This is a genomic window from Thiohalocapsa sp. ML1 (assembly GCF_001469165.1).
Classification (GTDB): domain Bacteria; phylum Pseudomonadota; class Gammaproteobacteria; order Chromatiales; family Chromatiaceae; genus Thiohalocapsa.
On record NZ_JABX01000058.1, the window covers coordinates 1 to 18746 of the forward strand.

General features: G+C 68.6%; 12 protein-coding genes and 1 pseudogene. All 13 read left to right on the top strand.

The genetic code is table 11. The features are described 5' to 3' along the window. The coding region (locus tag ML01_RS29795; protein ID WP_162268093.1) for a hypothetical protein at positions 1–717 on the top strand (717 nt) is incomplete at its 5' end. Between the two features lie 16 nt (positions 718–733). Beyond that, on the top strand, positions 734–2011 hold the full coding sequence (locus ML01_RS23875) for a hypothetical protein (protein WP_058557893.1): 1278 nt from the start codon (positions 734–736) through the stop codon (positions 2009–2011). Then, entirely contained in the window at positions 1989–4991 is a 3003-nt protein-coding gene (locus ML01_RS23880) for a hypothetical protein (RefSeq protein WP_156427954.1), read from the top strand. The genes ML01_RS23875 and ML01_RS23880 overlap by 23 nt, the downstream gene beginning before the upstream one ends. Before the next feature lie 59 nt (positions 4992–5050). After that, entirely contained in the window at positions 5051–6010 is a 960-nt protein-coding gene (locus ML01_RS23885) for a hypothetical protein (RefSeq protein WP_156427955.1), read from the top strand. A 4-nt stretch (positions 6011–6014) separates the two neighbouring features. Then, the gene (locus ML01_RS29800; RefSeq protein ID WP_058557896.1) at positions 6015–6587 is read left to right on the top strand and encodes a hypothetical protein; all 573 of its coding nucleotides are present in this window, start codon (positions 6015–6017) and stop codon (positions 6585–6587) included. Further along, entirely contained in the window at positions 6584–8815 is a 2232-nt protein-coding gene (locus ML01_RS23895) for an ATP-binding protein (RefSeq protein WP_058557897.1), read from the top strand. The genes ML01_RS29800 and ML01_RS23895 overlap by 4 nt, the downstream gene beginning before the upstream one ends. Continuing rightward, on the top strand, positions 8808–9413 hold the full coding sequence (locus ML01_RS27945; RefSeq protein WP_162268094.1) for a 4Fe-4S single cluster domain-containing protein: 606 nt from the start codon (positions 8808–8810) through the stop codon (positions 9411–9413). Before ML01_RS23895 ends, ML01_RS27945 begins: the two co-directional genes overlap by 8 nt. Continuing rightward, positions 9392–10459 (top strand): annotated as a pseudogene (locus ML01_RS23900) (TRCF domain-containing protein); the annotation flags it as partial. The gene ML01_RS27945 and the pseudogene ML01_RS23900, both read left to right, overlap by 22 nt. A gap of 137 nt (positions 10460–10596) precedes the next feature. After that, positions 10597–10866, top strand: coding sequence for a hypothetical protein (locus ML01_RS23905; protein WP_058557899.1), 270 nt, complete (start codon positions 10597–10599; stop codon positions 10864–10866). Then, entirely contained in the window at positions 10859–11086 is a 228-nt protein-coding gene (locus ML01_RS23910) for a PIN domain-containing protein (RefSeq protein ID WP_058557900.1), read from the top strand. The genes ML01_RS23905 and ML01_RS23910 overlap by 8 nt, the downstream gene beginning before the upstream one ends. A gap of 362 nt (positions 11087–11448) precedes the next feature. Continuing rightward, a complete protein-coding gene (locus ML01_RS23915) occupies positions 11449–11943 on the top strand; it encodes a helix-turn-helix transcriptional regulator (protein ID WP_058557901.1) in 495 nt (164 codons plus the stop codon). 51 nt (positions 11944–11994) lie between these two features. Further along, positions 11995–13902 (top strand): autotransporter assembly complex family protein, encoded by a 1908-nt coding sequence (locus tag ML01_RS23920; protein ID WP_058557902.1) that lies wholly within the window; start codon positions 11995–11997, stop codon positions 13900–13902. Continuing rightward, positions 13899–18614, top strand: a complete 4716-nt coding sequence (locus ML01_RS23925) for a translocation/assembly module TamB domain-containing protein (protein ID WP_156427957.1) — start codon at positions 13899–13901, stop codon at positions 18612–18614. The genes ML01_RS23920 and ML01_RS23925 overlap by 4 nt, the downstream gene beginning before the upstream one ends. The last annotated feature ends 132 nt before the right edge of the window (positions 18615–18746 follow it).

Below are 18746 nucleotides of genomic sequence, written 5' to 3' on the forward strand. Positions count from 1 at the left end.
CGGGTGCTCATCGGTCTAACGCGAGCCCTCGGTCACAGCCCCGACCAACCGCTGCGCGAGGACGTTCGCAGCCGCTGGCAAGCCCTGCTGGGCGTACCAGGCTACCACTCACTGGCAGCGGCGAACCTGGTGCAGCTCAACCCCGAGCCGCGCGATCTCGTGGCCGACTTCGAACGGTATCTCGCGGATCGGACGCTTGATGACGCCGCATTGATCCAAGCCGCACGGGCTTATCTGCGGGCGCTCGGTCAGCTCGGACGCTGGGACAAGATCCGGTCGTATCTGGACACGCCGCAGGCAGGAGCGCTGGCAACCTCCATCCAGTTCACCGAGCGGCGCTTCATCCAAGAGATGGCCAAAACTGACCTGCTGCCACGAACGGACGATGCCGTATCGGAGTGGCTCAGGACTTGGGAACGACTGCTCGCGCTGCCGTTGGAACACTCCATGCTCGTCGGCGTGCTGAGACAGTTCAAGGACAAGGACCGGGCACTGCGCGAGACGTCCACGGGCCGGGAGATCGCGGACTCGGCCGACTATCAGGATGTCGAGCTGCAGCTGCGACGGCGCGCCCATGCCGCGGCCGAATGGGCCCTCGCTCCCAGCCAAGACGGGCAGGCCCTACCGCACCCGGACCAAGCCGAATTTCTCAGAGCACTGCGCGATGGCGCCGACTTGACCCGGACACTCTCCATCCTCGATCGACTGTCCCCGTAAGACCACAGTGAACCCTATGGATATTGAGCTCGCCCTGGCTATCGGTCTGCCTCTTTTCGGGCTTATCGTCGTCGTGCTCCTGACGATCGTCCTGGCCCAGTTGATGGCCTTCCGCCGACACTTGCTGAAGCCGGTCGATAGCATCACCGGCAGCGTCGATCGGCTGTCCCGTGAGATCCCCCCGCGGGCCACCCTGGAGGGAGCCACCCAGACAACCGAAGCCCTGCGCCGCTCGCTGACGGCGCACGGACAGGCTCTAGCGGCACAGACCGCGGCAACGACGGCATTGCCCGAGCAACTCAGCACGCGCGTCGCGAACGAGGTCGGTCAGGGGCTGATCCCGGTCCAGCAATCACTTGACAGGCTGACTGCACGAGTCAGCGAGCAGCTCGCCGAGCTGACCACGCAAATCGGCGACACCCACGGGCATCTTATCAACGCCCTGCATACCGTGGACTCCAGCGGCGGCCTCAGCGAGTGGACCGCGAGCTTTCGCGAGGCCCTCGCGCCTTTCCAAACAGCGACGGAAAGCCTCCAGGACCATTTCGATGTCGCCCGCGAGCTGCTGCGCAAAAGCGAGGAGCAGTCGCTCAGCACGGCTGCCGTGCAGGAGGCGACCGAACAAGCCCTGACACGGATCAGCCAAGCCGTCGAGCATTGGGAGGCCATCGAAGCGGCCAACATCCAGTCGCTGCGCGAAGAGGTCGGGCGACGCCTGGAGAAACTCGAAGACGCGATCGTTCAAGTCAGTGAATCCATCGCCCCGCTCCATACGGCAAATGCAAACCTGGCCTCCGCTAATGTCAAGGTCCAGGAGGTGGTGCAGGAAGCGATGGATGGCATGGTTAGTCTTCAAGACCGTACGCGGGAGCTCTTCGATGCTCACCGCCGGGACGCCGACGCCCTGATCGAGGAACAACGCAAGCTGCAAGGCGTTCAGCGGGCCTTCCACGACGATGTTCATCGTTCCGAACAGGCGCGCGAGGCACAGGTACGACGCTTTACCGAGGAGATCGATCGTATGACGGCAAGCATGGCGAACTTTCGAAAGGAGCACGACGGCATCCTGAAGGCCATGGAACGTCAGCGCGACGAGATGATCCAGTGGATGCAACGGGTTCAGGATCAACAGTCGATCCTGCTTGAGCGCACCGCGGCCGACCTGCGCAACAGCATAGAGCGGCTGCCGAGCGCCAGAGCGCAAAGCTTCGGCAACATCATTCAAGGCTTGCAACTTTTGCTCGTCGCGGTAGTGGCGGTGTGGGTGATCTATGGCATCGTTGTTGCCCGATGATGGGGGACGCAGCGCAGCGGCGGGGCGGCTGCTGCGCGCCGCCGCGGCGCAAACCAAGTCCCCGGCGCCCGACCAGCTGCACGATCTCGACGAGGCGATCCAAATTCTTGCCTCAGCGCCACTGCAGACGCAGGTGGATCGGCAACTGCTCGACGGCATACGCGTCCCCAGCGAGCGAATTGTCGACAGCACCGCAGACGCCTGCGTTCGACGACTGGCCGCTCATCCCGAGCCGGAATGGCAGGACCGCTTCATCGAGTCGATTCTCGACACCTGCTTTCTCTTCCTCTCACCGCAGCACCGAGCAACGGACGCAGAGTGGCAGGCCCTTACCGGACGCACGGAGCGGGCCGCGACCAAGCTGTTCCGCGCGGTCTGCTGTCACCTGAAACAGATGCCACTGGGCCTGGACCACCATCGCGCGCGGATACTCGCCCGTGCTCGATCGATCCGTCAGCATGGCGGCAGCGGCGCTTTCGTCCAGGCGGTTCTGGACTATCAGCGCGATGCGGGCGGCACGCATGAGCGCAGCGACGAGCGCACGACGTTGGTGCTGCATCTCTCCCGCCGTGACCGTGCCTATTCCTCGGGCATCACGGCCGAGCCGACCCTGCGGGGCTATTTGAATCAAGACCGTGACATCTCGCCCGCCGAGATCCCACCCTCGCTGCTTAAGCTCTATGCGCGCCTGCTGCAGGTCCAAACCAAGGAGCATGCCCCCCGAGCCATTGAGGCCGCCCTCGACAACCTGTGCCACTGGCTCGATCAATGTATCGATCTCCAGGGTCAGCAGCGCGATGAGCTGGTCAACGCGGCCTATTCCAAGGCTGCCAAGGGCCTGCCGCTGCCGGAGTTGCCTTGGGATCTTCGACTGCACGTTGAGGCGCACCGGGCACTGCTGCCCGGGGCCGGCCGCGACGACGACCTTCTGGTACAGGTTGCAGAGCGCTACAACTTCCCCGAGGCAGAGAAGCTGTTCATCGCGACCCTGCAAACGCTGTCGCGGTTGCCGCTGGTGCGCACGCGTATCGACGAGATCGAACGCGTGGTACTCGGCGGTGCCGCCATGCAACGATCCGAGTCGGCGTGGTCCGCCTGCTTCGATCTCATCGATGCCATCATCACCGGGCTCGCAGACTTCGAGCTGACCGGCTCGCTGCTCGACGCGGCCAGTCAGAGGCGCAACCGACTGCGCCGCATGCTCACCGAGCAGGACCGACCGCTGCGCCGGCTCTTGCGCAGGATCGCCTTCGGTGGCGAGCGAGAGCTGAACCTGCCCCGCGAACAGGGGTTGCAGCAGCGCATTCGTGAGCGTGCTTGGCGCAGCCTGCTGCGCAGCCAGCCGCCGAACCGGCGCAGCCTCTATTGGCAGGGCCTGCATGCCGACGGCGGACGCTTGTTCCGCGCCACCCTGGAGGAGGCGGCCGAGGTCGGGCAGCGTACCGCCTGGGAGCTGCTGCGCCGCGACTGGCCGCGCTGGCTGTCGGCGCCGGCCGAAGGTGAAGAGGAAGCGCGCCGCGAGCGACTCGTCCTGATCGTCGATTACTGGAGCCGGACCCGCATCTACGACGGCGTCAAGAACGACGGCGAAACCCTGGGACACATCCTCTTGCTCGCCCTCGATGCCCCGGATGAAGCGGTCCGGCAGCACGCCACGCGGGCGATCGTCGCGGCCGGCTTCGACCTGGAGCTCAGCCGCGAGCGCCTGAGGCGCCGCCTGGAGGCCCTGCGGCAGGAGTCCACCGCCTGCCACCGGCAGATCAATGCCCTGGAGCGCGAGCGCAACGCGCTGGGCCGGCAAATCGACGAGACCCAACTCGCCAAGGCGGAGCATCAGCTCGCGATCCAGGCCCTGCAGCAGGCGCGCGATGTCATCGTCACCCAGGGCTATATCACCACCGCGCGGATGCAGGTCGATAATGCCGAGCTGCGCGAGGAACTAGTGCAAGCGCTGGCCCGAGCGCGCGACGAGTTGCACGTGATCGAGGATCTGCAGCGGCGCATCCTGGCACAGCTGCAAGAAGCCAATCGCTTCCACGAGCAGGCGCGTGACCTGGTTGGCCAGCAGCGCAGGGCCGAAAGTGACCTCACCGCCTGCCTCAGTCGGCTGCGCAGTGCCGAGCGGGACTTGAGCAGCGCAAAAAGCGCGCAGAGCCGCGCCGAGTCGCGATTGAGCAGCGCCCTAAGCAATGAGCCGAGCAAGCCTTGGAGCTTCGGTAGTGCCGAGCAGAAACAAGAAGCGCAGGAGCAATACCAAAGGCAGCTCAGCCGCTGGGATTCGGAGGTCAGCAGCGCGAAGCGCGCATTGAACAGCGCCGCATCCCAGGTCAGCAGCTGTCAGAGCACCATCAATGCGGAGACCCGTCGGCGCAGACAACTTGAAGACCGTATTCGCCAATTGCAGCGAGAGATCGACACGCAGCGCCGCAGGATCGCAGAAATCGAAGCCCGCCTGAACGGCCTCTCGCAAGAGCTCAGACTACGCAAGCTGACCTGGCAAGAGCTGCGGTCGCAGATCGCCGCGCTGCAACGCCGGGTACAGGCGCTGGAGGCCGAAACGGCGCGTGAGCGACGAGCGGGGCGCGAGCAGGTTCAAGGCAATACGAGCGCGCAGCAGCAAGAACAGGCAGGTCTCGCCACGATGGGAGATGCTTTGGATCGACTCTCGACCCAGATGACGGCGACGATCGACAACCTCCAGCGCCAACGTACCCGCGGCCAGGAGCTAATTCAGGCGATCGACAGCGGCCGCGGGGAGTACGACGCGACCGGCACTCGGGCGGCGACGCAGAGTGCCCTCTCCGACACCGAGGGTGTCAGCCGCGAGCGCGCCACCGACCAGCGGATCAGGGCCGATCACGAGGCACTGGCCATCTACACCTACGCCCTCGGGCGTGCCATTGAGCATCATCCACCCCCCCCACCCGAGCCGAGCCCGCGTGCCCCGGCCCCACGCCCCAAGCAACGGAGTCGCCAATGAGTGCCCAGCACAGCTATCAATTCAGCGCGGCTGCCCAGCAGCGTGTCCACGCGGAGGCCATGGCCCAGCAGCGCCGCATTGAGCTGCAGCGACTACGACTTGAACAGGCCATGCATGTGCAGGCTCGGACACGCGCCGCGCAGCGCGCAGCGTCCGGGCTTGCGCGCGACAACGCCCGCACGGCAACGAAAGCACAAAGCCAGCTCGGCAGTGCCCAGCGCGCCGCCTCCCGGCAGCGCTCGCAACTGGGGGAGATGAAGGGCCAAACGCGCCGTCTGCGGTCCGGCCTGAAGGAGCACGAGCATCAGCTTGCGCAGACCAAGACCGAAATCGCACGCATCCGCGCCGATCTCGACCGGCAGATCGCTGCCGCCAGGGCGATGCACGTCGAGACCGACCGCGAACGCTCACTGCTCCAGGCTGCCATCGGCCAGGCGCACGCCAGCATCGAGCGGTGCGATGAGCTCGTCGGCGCAGGTGAAGCGGCCACCGCGGCATTGGGGCAGGCCGACGCTGCCGGCCGAGATCTGGCCGATGCCGCCGACGACTTCACCTCGCGCATCGCCGAACTGGAGCGGGAGCTAACCTTCATCGACTGCGATGAACGGACGCTGCCGGCGGCCATGGCGGTCTTGGCGGGAATGACCGCCAGCGGCTACCGCCTGCGCGAGACCCTCACCCGCGGTGAGCTGACCGCCTACTTCGCAAAGGCCGATGGCGACCACCAGATCGCCGTGCGCGTCGTGCCCGAGCACCGCCCCGGCGAGCAGACCGAACGCTGGGAAGTCCTCGCTGAGACCTTCGGCATGGTAGGCCAAGAGTGCGTCGATGAGCTGGACGACTTCGACAGTGCCATGGAGGAAATCGACCTGGGCGAGCTGATTTCCAAAGGCCCCCTCTGCAACTACCCCAAGGCGGAGCGCACCGGCGAGCCGGAGCGGCCCGGTACGCTGCCGGCGCCGCAGGCTGCGATGCGGCACTCGGACACCACCCGAACGCCGGGCAAGCTGAGGACCTGACACCATGGCGGATGAGGCGTTTCTGCGGCAGGCGGAGGGACTGCTGTCGCGAGCGGAAGGGCTCTCGCGCGACATCGTTGAAGAACGACGGCTGATGGAGCAGGCGGTCGGGAACTGTCGGGAAGAGCTTGATGAGACCAAGCACATCGCCCTGCAGTTGCGCGAGCATGGGGAGACGCTGTGCAACGCCGAGGATCAAGGCAGGGCCTTGCAGCAGCGCGCGGCTGACTTGGCCGAGATCACCTCTGCTGCCACCCAGACCCCGCGAGAGATCGAACTACCCGTGGCCATCGAACCCTCATGGCCAACCGCCCAGCAATCGGCTCCCGAGGTTGGCGAGGACACCTTGAAAGAATGCCCCGACTTGGCGGTCGAGGCCGTAGCCCGGGAGTCCCCCTTCGCCGCGATCCTCGCGGCCATGGATGCCGAGATGTCGACCCTCGCGGACGCCCTGGACGCCGGGTTGCGGGAGACCGAGGATGCGATCGCCAAGACCAAGGAAGCGCTCGAAAGTGCGCCGCACGAACGTCGCCCCGTCGCCCCTGTTCGCACGCGAGAAACCGGAGCAGACCGATGATCATGAAACGCTTGCCGCCGATAGCGCCTGAAAACGAGTCCAAGGCCGCGCGAGCGCCCGGTGACCAGCCGACGGGCTGGGACAACGACGGCCTAACGCGCTGGCTCAACAACGATCGGCTTGCCGAATGGGTACCGGAGCTGATTCGCCGGCTTGGGCAACGCTTCGGGGACAATCTGCCGCCGCTGCTGGGGCAAGCCTTGATGGCCACGCCCGAGGACGACCCGCCCGCGTGGTGCTGCGCACCGCGAGCCCGTCCCGATTGGCTTGCGCGCTATCTGGGTTCAACCGATCCCGATGGCGCGCGGCTCTGGCTGGAGCGGGGCTTCCTGCAAGACGACCCGGCTTGGCTGGAACGCCTTCTGGCGCTGGAGAAGGACCGTGTTGCACGCAGCTTTCTGGTGACCGGCAACATCGCGGACTACGCATTCGATCCCGTCTACGGCTATCGGCCGGCGAGTCGATTGCTCATCGAGCGGCTGCTGGAGCGAAAGGATTGTGTACTGAGCTTCCGCTTGTCTCAAGGACTCACCGCCTATTCCCTGGACGACCATGGGCAGGTCTCACGAGCGATCGATAGCCCCGTCGTGCAGGGGCTCCCGGGACCGATCAAGGACGAGCTGTCAAGAAACGGCCACCCAGGCCGGGAGGCACCCCTGCTGAGCGATATCTGCCGACGCATCGATGTCCTCGGCGAGTGCCTGACGTCCGGGTATCGCGATCAGGGGGTAGACGAAGATGTCGGCTCGCAAGCGCCGGTCGCGATCCTGCTGGAGAATCTCAACCTGCTGATCCCGGCCGACGGTAACGACATCGACCGCAACTACCTGATCGATGCCCTCTTGCATTGGTCCAGCAGCCCGGAACTGGGCGATAGCCAGCACTGCATGGTGATGATGGCCGAGTCCCTGGAAGACATCGGCAACGAGCTGCGCACCCGCGGCGGACGTATCGAGCAAATCGAGATCGCGCGGCCGCGCAGCGTAGACGCGCGGATGAAGTTCCTGCTCGCCATGCTGGGACCCGCCGCGCCGATGCCCGATACCCGCATCAGCGCCAGGGCCGGGTCCGTGGGCGATCTGACGGGCTACGCGGGTGCGTTTGCCGCCAAGCGCGAGCGGCTCGCACGCGATACCGCGGGCATGACGCTGATCGGCATCGAGGACATGCTGCAGCAGGCGCAATCGAGGAGCACGCGAGCGCTGGATCGGAAACGCGTCATGGAGCTTAAGCGAGAGCGCCTGCGGCAAGAGAGCGAAGGGTTGCTGGAGGTTGTCGATCCGCGCCGAACGCTTGCGGACATCGGCGGTTATGACCGCATCAAACTGCGCTTGAGCACGGTCATCCAGGCCCTCAGTCGGCCCGATGACGCAGCGCTGCGGCGCACCTGTCCCATGGGCATCCTCTTTCTGGGGCCACCGGGCACCGGCAAGAGCATCATGGCGGAGGCGATCGCCGGCGAGTCCGGCATCAGCATGGCCAAGCTCGGCGACTTTCGCGGCATGTATGTCGGCCAGTCCGAGCGCAACCTCTCGCGCATTCTCGCCCTGATCGAGTCCCTGCATCCGGTGATTGTCTTCATTGACGAGATCGATCAGGCCTTGGGAATGCGCGCCGGCCCAGGGGGCGACGGCGGGGTGGACCGGCGGATCTTCGGGCGCTTTCTCGAATTCATGAGCGACACCCGGCATCGCGGTGAGATCCTCTGGGTCGGGGCGTCGAATCAACCGCACGCCATCGACAGCGCTATGAAACGCCCCGGCCGTTTCGACCTGGCGCTGCCATTCCTGTTGCCTGATGAGCATAGCCGCAGCGACATCCTCGCGACGCTGTTGGCGCGACAGGAACGGTCGGTCGCTGGGCTCGTCGTCGCGCTGTCAAATGATGAGCGCAACGTCGTAGCAGCGGAGACAAATGGCTTCAGCGGCGCCGAACTGGAGATGCTGGTGAATGAGGCATTGTATCGAGCGGCGCACTCGAGGCCGACCGACAGTGCCGAGATTCTGCTCGATCTGCCTTTGTTTCAGCAGGTGATGCAGGATTACTCCCCTCCGCCGGGCCAGAGAGCGCACTATGAAGAAATGACGCAGCACGCTATCGATGCAGTAAGCTTCATCGATCTGCTCCCGGATCCGTATCGCAGCCGTCGTCGGCAGGCCCATGCCGACGAGGCCGTTCGCAGGCGAGCCGAAGCGGCAGGCCGTGCAGCGGGGCCGTCCGATGAATGATCTGCAACTGAATCTCGCCGCGTTGGTAAAGAGTACGCGCCTCGCCGGCCCCGGCGTGCGCGACCTGATCTGGGTGCAAGGCTGCCGCATCGGTTGCCCGGGCTGCGCTAATGCTGCCTACCAGCCCCATGAGCCCCGCGTGAGTATGCCGGTGTCTCGCCTCTTGGCCCATTTTCGCGCACGCCGCGGCCGGATCGACGGTTGCACGATTTCCGGCGGCGAACCCTCGGAGCAGGCACCGGCAGTGGCGTCCTTGCTGCAGGGCGTTCAAGCGCTCGGGCTTTCAACCGTTCTTTACTCCGGCCGATCACTAAGGGAGCTCGATTGCAGCATCGCCGGGATGAAGCTGCTGCGTAATACCGATTTGTTGATCGACGGTCCCTACATTGCCGACAAGCCAAGTACACATCCCTGGATCGGATCAAGCAACCAGCGAATGCACTTATTGAGCACCAGATTCAGCGCTGCGGATCTGGCAGCACCCAAAACAAGCGTCGAGCTGATCCTGCGTCCCGGAGCCCTAACAAGCATTGGTAAAGCGCGATTTCCGCACGGCAAAGATCCAGGCCTTACTTCACGCCCTGGAACGACGCGCTGATCCAGGAGACCTGCCAGCGCGAGATCGCCCGCGGCGGCCAGGTGTACTTCCTGCACAACCAGGTCGAGACCATCGAGAACATGGCGCAAAAGGTCGAGGCCCTGGTGCCGAGCGCGCGGGTGGAATTCGCCCACGGCCAAATGCGCGAGAAGGAGCTGGAGCGCGTGATGCGGGACTTCTACCACCGCCGCTTCAACGTGCTGGTGTGCACCACCATCGTGGAATCCGGCATCGACGTGCCGAGCGCCAACACCATCGTCATCAACCGCGCGGACAAACTCGGCTTGGCCCAATTGCATCAATTGCGCGGGCGGGTCGGGCGCTCCCACCACCGCGCCTATGCCTATCTCATCACGCCGCCCGCCAAGACCATGACCGAGGACGCGAAGAAGCGCCTGGAGGCCATCGAGTCGCTGGAGGACTTGGGCGCCGGCTTCACGCTCGCCACGCATGACTTGGAAATCCGCGGCGCCGGAGAACTCTTGGGCGAGGAGCAATCCGGCCAGATCCACGAGATCGGCTTCACGCTCTACATGGATCTCTTAGAGCGCGCCGTCCAAGCGCTGAAGGCCGGCAAGACCCCGGAGCTCGACCGCCCGCTCGACCACGGCGCCGAGATCGACCTAGGCCTGCCGGCGCTCCTGCCCGACGACTACCTGCCCGACGTCCACACCCGGCTTGTCACCTACAAGCGCATCGCCAGCGCCGCCGACCCCGGCGAGCTCAAGGACCTGCAGGTCGAGATGATCGACCGCTTCGGTCTATTGCCCGAGCCCACCAAGAACCTCTTCGCCATCACCGCCCTCAAGCTCAAGGTGCAGCCGCTCGGCATCAGAAAGCTCGAAGCCGGCCCTAAAGGCGGGCGCATCCTATTCGGCGAGCAACCCAACATCGATCACATGAAGCTCATTCAGCTTATTCAGTCCCGGCCCAAGGACTACAAGCTCGACCAAGCCGCCGGCGCGCTTCGCTTCAACATGGACATGACGGACCCGGCCAAGCGGATTGCGCAGGTGGAGACGGTGGTGGGGAAGTTGGCGGGGTGAGGGCAAGGGCCAGCGCGTCCGTCAGACCGGGCGGATCGGGCAGACCTCCGCTCACGGCCTCGCAGGAACAGGGACATGGCCCCGACAAGGCCCTTGTTCTATGCTCCCGCACAAGCCCCCACTCCGACGAGCGCAATATGACCACGATATCAGTCGACGCACAGGTCAGCGGTGACCACAGGCTCCAGCTCACCCTGCCGGACGATTTTCCTGCCGGCCCGGTCAGGGTCACGATCCAGCCGGTCACGCATCCGGCGGCATCGTCGGGCAACGGCGAGAGCCCGTTGGGCCATCGCCTGCGCGCCATTCGCGATGCCGCCCTTGCCGAGGGCATGCCCGTCATGACACAGGACGAGGTTTTGGCCGAGGTGCGGCGGCGGCGAGAGGAGCCGGTCGACGGTGACTAGGGCGACCTATGTCGATGCCAACGTCCTGATTTCAGCGTTCCGCGGCGAACACGTCGCCACCGAAGCCGCCCTGGCCGTGCTCGGAGACGCTGGCCGTGCCTTCATTACCAGCGAGCACCTCCGGCTCGAAACGCTGCCCAAACCCAGCTTCCACGGCAAGGCAAAAGAAGTCGCGTTCCTGAACGCCTATTTCGACGCTGCCCTTCTCCATGTCGCGTGACACTAATCCCGAGTCGATACCCAGCTCGCTCGGTTGGTCGCCTAGGGTTATCGCACCTCCGAGGCGGCCCTGAAGGAGCTGGTTGACAACGCCTAGGAGGCCTTGATCATCGTGCCGGCCAAAACCGCACAAACAGCACGTAAAATCTGAGCCGCGGATGGGCCTGTGGAGGTCGGCAGAACCCCTTAAATCTCGTACTCTTGGAAGTGCAACCTAACCTTGAGTATGAAGATCCGGGGTTCTGCCATGCTTGACTGTAGACGAGATGCCCATGCGTTGCCAGCGCCGACGGCGCCCGAGCCAAGCGACGCGCGTTGAGCAGGCGGTACCCGCGTCTGGAGCAAGCCGGGACGCTTGCTGCGGTGCAGGACCGCCTGGCGCAAGGGCAGTCGCAGCGGGCGGTTGCCGAGGCGCTGGGCGTTGCGCGCTCGACCTTGCAGGATTGGCTGGGCCAGGCGCCGAGCGATGAGGTGCCGGCGGCCTTGCGGCAGTTCTATGCCTCCGCGGAGGGCGTGGCCTGGCTGCATCGCCAAGTGTTGGCGGCGCATCTGGTCATCACGATGCTGGCCGGCGCCGGCGTCCGCCAGGTCTGCACGTTTCTGGAGCTGAGCGGGTTGTCGGCGTTCGCAGCCAGCTCCTACGGCAGTCAGCACAAGCTCAACGCAGCATTGGAGGAGGCGGTGGTCGATCGCCTCGGCACCGCGGTCGAGGTCGTCGGGGCAACCCGCGGTCCGCGACGCACCGGCGCACTCGGCCCGATGGGTCAAAGCACCAAGCCGCGCGCGGGGCGAGCTTGCCCGCACGGCACGCCGCTGCCGAGGCAGGGGCGGACGGGCTTTTACGGATTGCGCACCTGAGCAGAACGGATAGGCTGTGCTGTCCTGAACGAGGTCCGTTGGGAGGCGGCGATGTGGAACCGAGGACGGCGGGCGCTGCTCGCTGTCGCGTTGCTCGGCGGCACGCTTCCCGTCGCCGCGCCCGCGCTCGCCTTCGAGCTCTTCGGCCTGCGCCTGTGGGGCCGCGACGAGCCGGCGACCGAGACGGTGGAGGTCATCGACCCCGTGCGCCTCAGCATCGCCTTTCGCGTGGACACCGATCGGGAGGATCTCGAGTCCGCCCTGCGCGAAGCCTCGGCGCTGTGGAACGGCCGTGAGGAGCCGGCGGCGGGGCGCGCGGGCCTGCTCGCTAAGGCGCGCGGTGACTACCGCCGCCTGCTGGCCGCGCTGTACAACGCCGGCCATTACGGCCCGGAGATCAGCATCCGCGTCGCCGGCCGGGAGGCCGCCGAGATGACCCCGGGCGATGCGCTGCCGGCAGAGGTTCCGGTGGCGGTGCTGATTCGGCCGGGGCCGCGCTTCCGCTTCGGCCGCGCGGACATCCGGAACGCCCCGCGGTGGACCGCGGCGGAGCGCCCCGGCGCGGCGGGCTTCGCCCGCGGCGAGACGGCGCAGGCGACGCGCATCGCCGCGGCGTCGCGGCTCGCGGTGGCGCGCTGGCGCCGGCTCGGCCACGCCAAGGCGCGGGAGACCGGTCGCGAGGTGGTGGCCGACCACGCAACGGGCCTGCTGGAGGTGCAGATCAGCATCGATCCCGGCCGGCCCACGGTCTACGGGCCGGTGCAGGTGGTGGGCGACAGCCGCGTCGAGCGGGACTTCATCGCCCGCATCGCCGACCTCGCGCCGGGCGCGGCCTTCGATCCCGACGAGCTTGCCGAGGCGCAGGCGCGGCTGGTCCGGCTCGGCGCGTTCAATCTGGTGCACATCGAGGAGGGCGAGGCGATCGGCGCCGACGGCAGCCTGCCCATCCGCATCCGCGTCGAGGACCGCCCGCCCCGGTCGCTGGGCATCGGCGGCAGCTACGGCAGCATCGAAGGGCTCACCTTCGAGGGCTTCTGGCTGCATCGCAACCTATTCGGCCGTGCAGAGCAACTGCGCTTCGACGCGAGCATCGCACGCCTAGGCGCGACCACCGAGCTGGACGATCTCACCTACCAGGCCGGCGTCAGCTTCGTCCGGCCCGGCGTCATCGATCCGAGCACGAGCCTCGTCAGCTCCCTGTCGATGCGCCGCGAGGATCTGGAGACCTACCGGGAGCGCGCCGTCACCGCGCGCGTGGGCCTGGCGCGCGAGTTTGGCAGCGCGTTGACCGGCGAGGTGGCGATGGCGGTGACCGGCTCGCGCGTTGAGGACATCTTCGGCGTGCGCCGCTTCCTCAGCATCGGCCCCGACGCGGCGCTGCAATACGACCGCCGCAACGACCCGTTGAACCCGACCGCGGGCTACTTCCTGCTCGCCAACGCCCGGCCCTTCTACGAGGTCGAGTACGACAACGTCGCGCTGCGCGGGGTCCTGGAAGGCCGCATCTACCAGGCCCTGTGGGGGCACAACGTGCTCGCCGGCCGTGTCCGGCTCGGCAGCTTCGCGGGGCCGCCGATCGAGGAGAGTCCGCCCGATCAGCTCTTCTTCGCGGGCGGCGGCGGCTCGGTGCGCGGCTACGACTATCGTTCCATCGGCGTGGACCTGACCCTGCCCGACGGCACAACCGGCAGCGTCGGTGGCCGCAGCCTGATGGAGACCTCCGCCGAGCTGCGCACCCGCTTCGGCGAGCGCTTCGGCGTCGTCGCCTTCGTGGACGCCGGCTATGTCGCGCAGGGCACCGGCTTCGACGGGGACAGCGACGTCCGCCTCGGCGCCGGGCTCGGGGTGCGCTGGTTCACCGACTTCGGGCCGCTGCGCGTCGATTTGGCTGTGCCGATCGACCGCCGCCCGCAGGACCCCTCCGTCGCGCTCTACATCGGCATAGGACAGGCGTTTTGAACCGGACACCTCGCCAGCATCGGTTGCAGCGGCCCCGTCGGCAACGGCCAGGCGCCCTGCAGCGGAGCCTGATCGCCATCGGCCTCATCGGCGCGCTGGCCCTCGCCGGCGGCGTGCTGACCCGCGCGCAGCCGCCCGACCCGCCGGCGGACGACGCCCCGGCGACGGCGCCCGCGGCGGACGCCGACGACGGCTTTCTGCTGCGGTTCATCAACGATCTGCTGTCCGCACCGGGGCGCGAGGTCCGCATCCGCGAGGTCTCCGGGGCCCTGTCGTCGCAGGCGACCATCGGGGAGATCAGCGTCGCCGACGCGGACGGTGTCTGGCTCAGGGTCCGGGATCTGCGTATCGACTGGAGCCGGCGGGCGCTGTTCCTGCGGCGGCTCAGCATCAACGAGCTCAGCATCGGCAGCATCGACCTGCCGCGGCCGCCGCTGCCGGTGGAGCCCCGCGCCGAGGCGGAGCCCTTCAGCCTGCCGGAGCTGCCGCTGCAGGTCCTCGTGGACGCGGTGCGCGTGGCGGAGCTGCGCCTGGGCGAGCCGGTGCTCGGCGCGGCGGCGAGCCTGCGGGCCGCGGGCGCGGCCACGCTGATCGACGGCTCCCTCGACGCCGAGCTGCGCGTCACGCGCCTGGACGACCCCGGCGGCGAGCTCAGCCTGCACGCCGCCTTTGCCAACGCGACGCGCCGGCTCGACCTCGACCTTGCGCTCGCCGAGCCGCCCGGCGGCCTCGTCGCCACCGCGCTCGACATCGAGGGCCGGCCCGCTATCGATCTGCGGCTCGCGGGCCAAGGCCCGCTGGAGCAGGTGGACATCGATTTCACGCTGGACGCCGACGGCACGCGGCTGGCCACCGGCACCCTTGCGCTGCGCGAGGCGCCCGCGGGACTCGGTTTCGTCGCCGACTTCGCGGGCGAGCTGGCGCCGCTGGTACCCGCCGACTACCGCGACTTCTTCGCCGGCCGCACCGCCGTTTACGTCGCCGGCGTGAACCTGGACCCCGGCGGCCTGCGCATCGACGCGCTTCGGGTTGCGGGCGCCGTGCTCAGCCTGGAAGGGGCGCTGGCCCTCGGCGCGGACGGCTTCCTGGAGGCCTTAAGCCTCACCGGCGAGCTGGCCGATCCGCAGGGCGAGCCGGTGACCCTGCCCGTGCCCGGCGCGCAGACCCGCCTGGGCGCCGGCACGCTGCGCGTCGGCTACGGCGCGGGCAGCCGCTGGGACGGGCGGCTGGTGCTCGAGGATCTGCGCAGCGCCGACATCGAGGTCGCGGACGTGACGCTCGACATGGGCGGGCTCGCCGAGCACCTGCAGGAGCCGGCGCGGCGCAACGTGACGGTGGTGCTCGCCGGCACCGCCGCCGGCATCCGTGCCGAAGACCCGGCCCTGCGCGCGGCGCTGGGCGAGCGTATCGACCTCAACGCCGACATCGCGCTGCCGCCCGACGCGCCCATCGCGGTCCGGTCGGTCCGCCTCGGCGGGGCCGGCTTCTCCGTCGCCACATCGGGCACGCTTGACGACCTGGTCTACGCCGGCGAGCTGACCGCGGAGCTGGCCGACCTGGCGCCCTTCTCGGGCCTCGCCGGACGCGATCTCGCGGGCCAGATCGACCTGCGCGCCACCGGCGAGGTGCTGCTGGCGAGCGGCGGTTTCGATCTGCGGCTCGCGGGCGGCGCCACCGGGCTGCGGGTCGGGGAGCCGACGCTCGACCCGCTCTTGGCCGGCGAGACCAGCTTGTCCGGGCGGGTGCGCCGCGACGAGACCGGCCTCCACACCGATGCTCTGCGGATCGAGAACCCGCAGCTCGCCTTTGCCTCCACAGGACGTGTCGCCGCCGAGGCGACCGATATCGGCTTCGACGCCCGCCTCGCCGACCTCGCGCTCCTGACCGAGCAGGCGAGTGGCGCGCTCACCGCGCGGGGACGCGCCGCGGGTCGGGCCGGGGAGCCGATGGACCTGCGGCTCACGGCGGGCATTGCCGAGGGCAGCCTGGTGGGTCGGCGCTTGGCGGGGGTCGCCCTGGCCTTCGACGGCGCCAGGCACGACGGCGACCTCAGCGGGCGGCTCGACGGCGAGGGTCGCATCGGCGGCGAGACCATCCTGCTCGCGGGCGAGCTGGACTTGACCGAGGACACCCGCGCGCTGACCGACTTCCGCTTGGAGGTGGGTCCGAACGCCATCGTCGGCGATCTGGCGCAGCGCGGCGAGGCGCCCGTCGAGGGGAACCTGACCATCACGGCGCCGGACCTCGCGCCGCTCGCCGCCCTCGCGCTGACCGAGGCCGAGGGCGCGGCCTCGGCTGAAATCGCGCTCGGCCCAGCCCGGGTCGGCCAGGGCGTGCGCCTGCGCGCCGATGTGCAGGACCTCGTCATCGAGGACAACCGCGTCGACAGGCTCGACCTGCAGGCGGACATCGTGGACGCCTTCGGCGTGCCGCTGGCAGACGCGACCCTGAACGCCGGCGGCATCGCCGCTGCCGGCATCGAGATCGAGCGGCTGGCGGCGCGCGCCGAGCAGACCGGTCCCACCGCCATGGTCGTCTTCTCGGAGGCGCAGCTCGCCGCCGGCACCGACGTGCGGCTCGCGGGCGGGCTGGCACGGCTCGCGGAGGGTCTCGCGCTGCGGCTTGATCGGCTCCTGCTCGCGCAAGACGGGGTAACGGCCCGCCTGCTCGCGCCGGCGACCATCACGCTGGTGGATGATGCCGTGACGCTGTCGCCGCTGGCGCTCGACGTGGCCGGCGGCAGGATCGAGGCCCAGGGGCGCGTCGCCGAGACCATCAGCATTGATGTCGACATCGAGCGCGTGCCGCTCGACATCGTCGACACGCTGCAACCCGAGCTTGGGCTCACGGGCAGCATCGACGGCACCGCCCGGGTCACCGGTCCGCGCGCGGCGCCCCGCATCGGCTTCGACCTGAGCGCGGCGGACATCGGCGCCGCGCCGGTGCAGGCGGCGGGCCTGCCGCGCGTCGACCTCACCGCAACCGGCAGCACCGCGGGCGACCGGCTGGCGCTCGACGCCCGCTTGTCCTCGCCCGCGGGCGTCGCCGCCCGCGCCACCGGCAGTGTGCCCATCGGCGCCGGCAATCTGGACCTCGCCATCGACCTGGATGAATTCCGCCTGCCGCTGCTCGACCCGCTCGCGGGCGACATCGGCCTCACCGGCAGGCTGACCGGCAGCGCGCAAGTGACCGGCACGCTCGATGCGCCCGCTGCCGCGTTCAACATCGCCGGCAGCGGCCTCGGCGCATCCGTACCGCGGGAGGGCGTCCTGCCGCCGCTTGAGCTCGCCGCCGACGGCCGCTTCGCCGACGGCGTGCTGACCCTCACGCGCGCCGACGTCAGCGGCCCCGGCGACATCGCGCTCGACGCCTCGGGCAGGCTGCCGCTGGCGGGCTCGGGGCTCGCGCTCTCGGTCACCGGCAACCTCCCGCTCGCGCTCGCCGACGTCGCCCTTGCCGAGCGCGGCGCGCGGCTGGCGGGGCGGGCGGCGCTGGACCTCGCCGCGGGCGGCAGCCTGGCGGCGCCGACGCTGACCGGTGCCGTCACGATTGCGGACGCCACCTTCATCGATCCGCAGACCAACCTCCGCATCGACGCCGTGCAGTTGGCAAGCCGGTTCGACGGCACCGGTATCGTCATCGAGCGCCTGACCGGCCGGAGCGCCTTGGGCGGCACGCTGAGCGTCTCTGGCCGCATCGGCGTGCTGGAGCCGGACCTGCCGGCCAGGCTCGGGCTCCGCCTCGACGAGCTTGCCTACACCGACGGCACCCTGCTGGCGACGACGCTCGACGGGGCGGTCGAGCTGGTCGGCCCGCTTGCGGCGCCGGGCGGCCGCATCGAGGGCACGATCGACCTCGGGCTCACCGAGATCTCGGTGACGGAGGGGCTCGGCGCCGCGGGCGGTGCTGCGCTGGAGGCAGTCAGCCACCGCAACACGCCGCCGGAGGTGGCCCGGACCCTGGAGCGTGCGCGTCGGGCCGCGCCCGCGGTGGATGGCGACGGCGATGCACCGGCTTTCGACCTGGACGTGCTGCTGCGCGCACCGAACCGGATCTTCATCCGCGGTCGCGGGCTGGACGTGGAGGTCGGCGGCCAGCTCCGCCTACAGGGCACCACCAACGACTTGGCGCCGGTGGGCGAATTCACGCTGCGCCGGGGCCGGCTCGACATCCTCGCCCAACGCATCGATTTCGACGAGGCCAGCGTGCGGCTGCTCGGCGACCTCGATCCGCGGATCAACCTGACGGCCAGCACCGTGACCCGCGACGCCACCGCGACGGTGAACGTCAGCGGTCGCGCCTCCAACCCCGTCATCAGCTTCTCCTCACAGCCGCCGCTGCCGGACGACGAGGTGCTCGCGCTAATCCTGTTCAACCGCACCACCCAGCAGCTCTCGCCGTTTCAGATCGCGCAGCTCGCGCTGGCCGCCGCCGAGCTGACCGGCGCCCACACCGGCAACGGGCTGCTCGACCCGCTGCGCGGCGCCTTCGGGTTCGATGACCTCGACGTCGTCACCGACGAGACCGGCGGTGCCGGGGTGCGCGCGGGCCGCTACCTCGATGAGAACATCTACCTCGACGTGCAGACCGGCACCGCCGGCGGCACCCGGACCACCATCAACCTGGACGTGACCGACAACATCACCGTGCAGGGCGGCATCGACACCCGCGGGGACTCCCGAGCGGGGATCTTCTACAACCGGGACTATTAGCGGCAGGGGCGAGGGCCGAGGGCGGATCGCGGCTAAAGCCGCTCCCACGGGCCGCACGCGGCGCCGTGGGAGCGGCTTTAGCCGCGACGGTGTCACACCGAGGCCAAGCCAACCTGGAGGTCGGCTCTCCGG

Coding starts and splice junctions, on each gene's coding strand:
- ML01_RS23875 (WP_058557893.1), top strand. CDS start 734: ATGGATATTGAGCTCGCCCTGGCTATCGGTCTGCCTCTTTTCGGGCTT.
- ML01_RS23880 (WP_156427954.1), top strand. CDS start 1,989: ATGGCATCGTTGTTGCCCGATGATGGGGGACGCAGCGCAGCGGCGGGG.
- ML01_RS23885 (WP_156427955.1), top strand. CDS start 5,051: ATGGCCCAGCAGCGCCGCATTGAGCTGCAGCGACTACGACTTGAACAG.
- ML01_RS29800 (WP_058557896.1), top strand. CDS start 6,015: ATGGCGGATGAGGCGTTTCTGCGGCAGGCGGAGGGACTGCTGTCGCGA.
- ML01_RS23895 (WP_058557897.1), top strand. CDS start 6,584: ATGATCATGAAACGCTTGCCGCCGATAGCGCCTGAAAACGAGTCCAAG.
- ML01_RS27945 (WP_162268094.1), top strand. CDS start 8,808: ATGAATGATCTGCAACTGAATCTCGCCGCGTTGGTAAAGAGTACGCGC.
- ML01_RS23905 (WP_058557899.1), top strand. CDS start 10,597: ATGACCACGATATCAGTCGACGCACAGGTCAGCGGTGACCACAGGCTC.
- ML01_RS23920 (WP_058557902.1), top strand. CDS start 11,995: ATGTGGAACCGAGGACGGCGGGCGCTGCTCGCTGTCGCGTTGCTCGGC.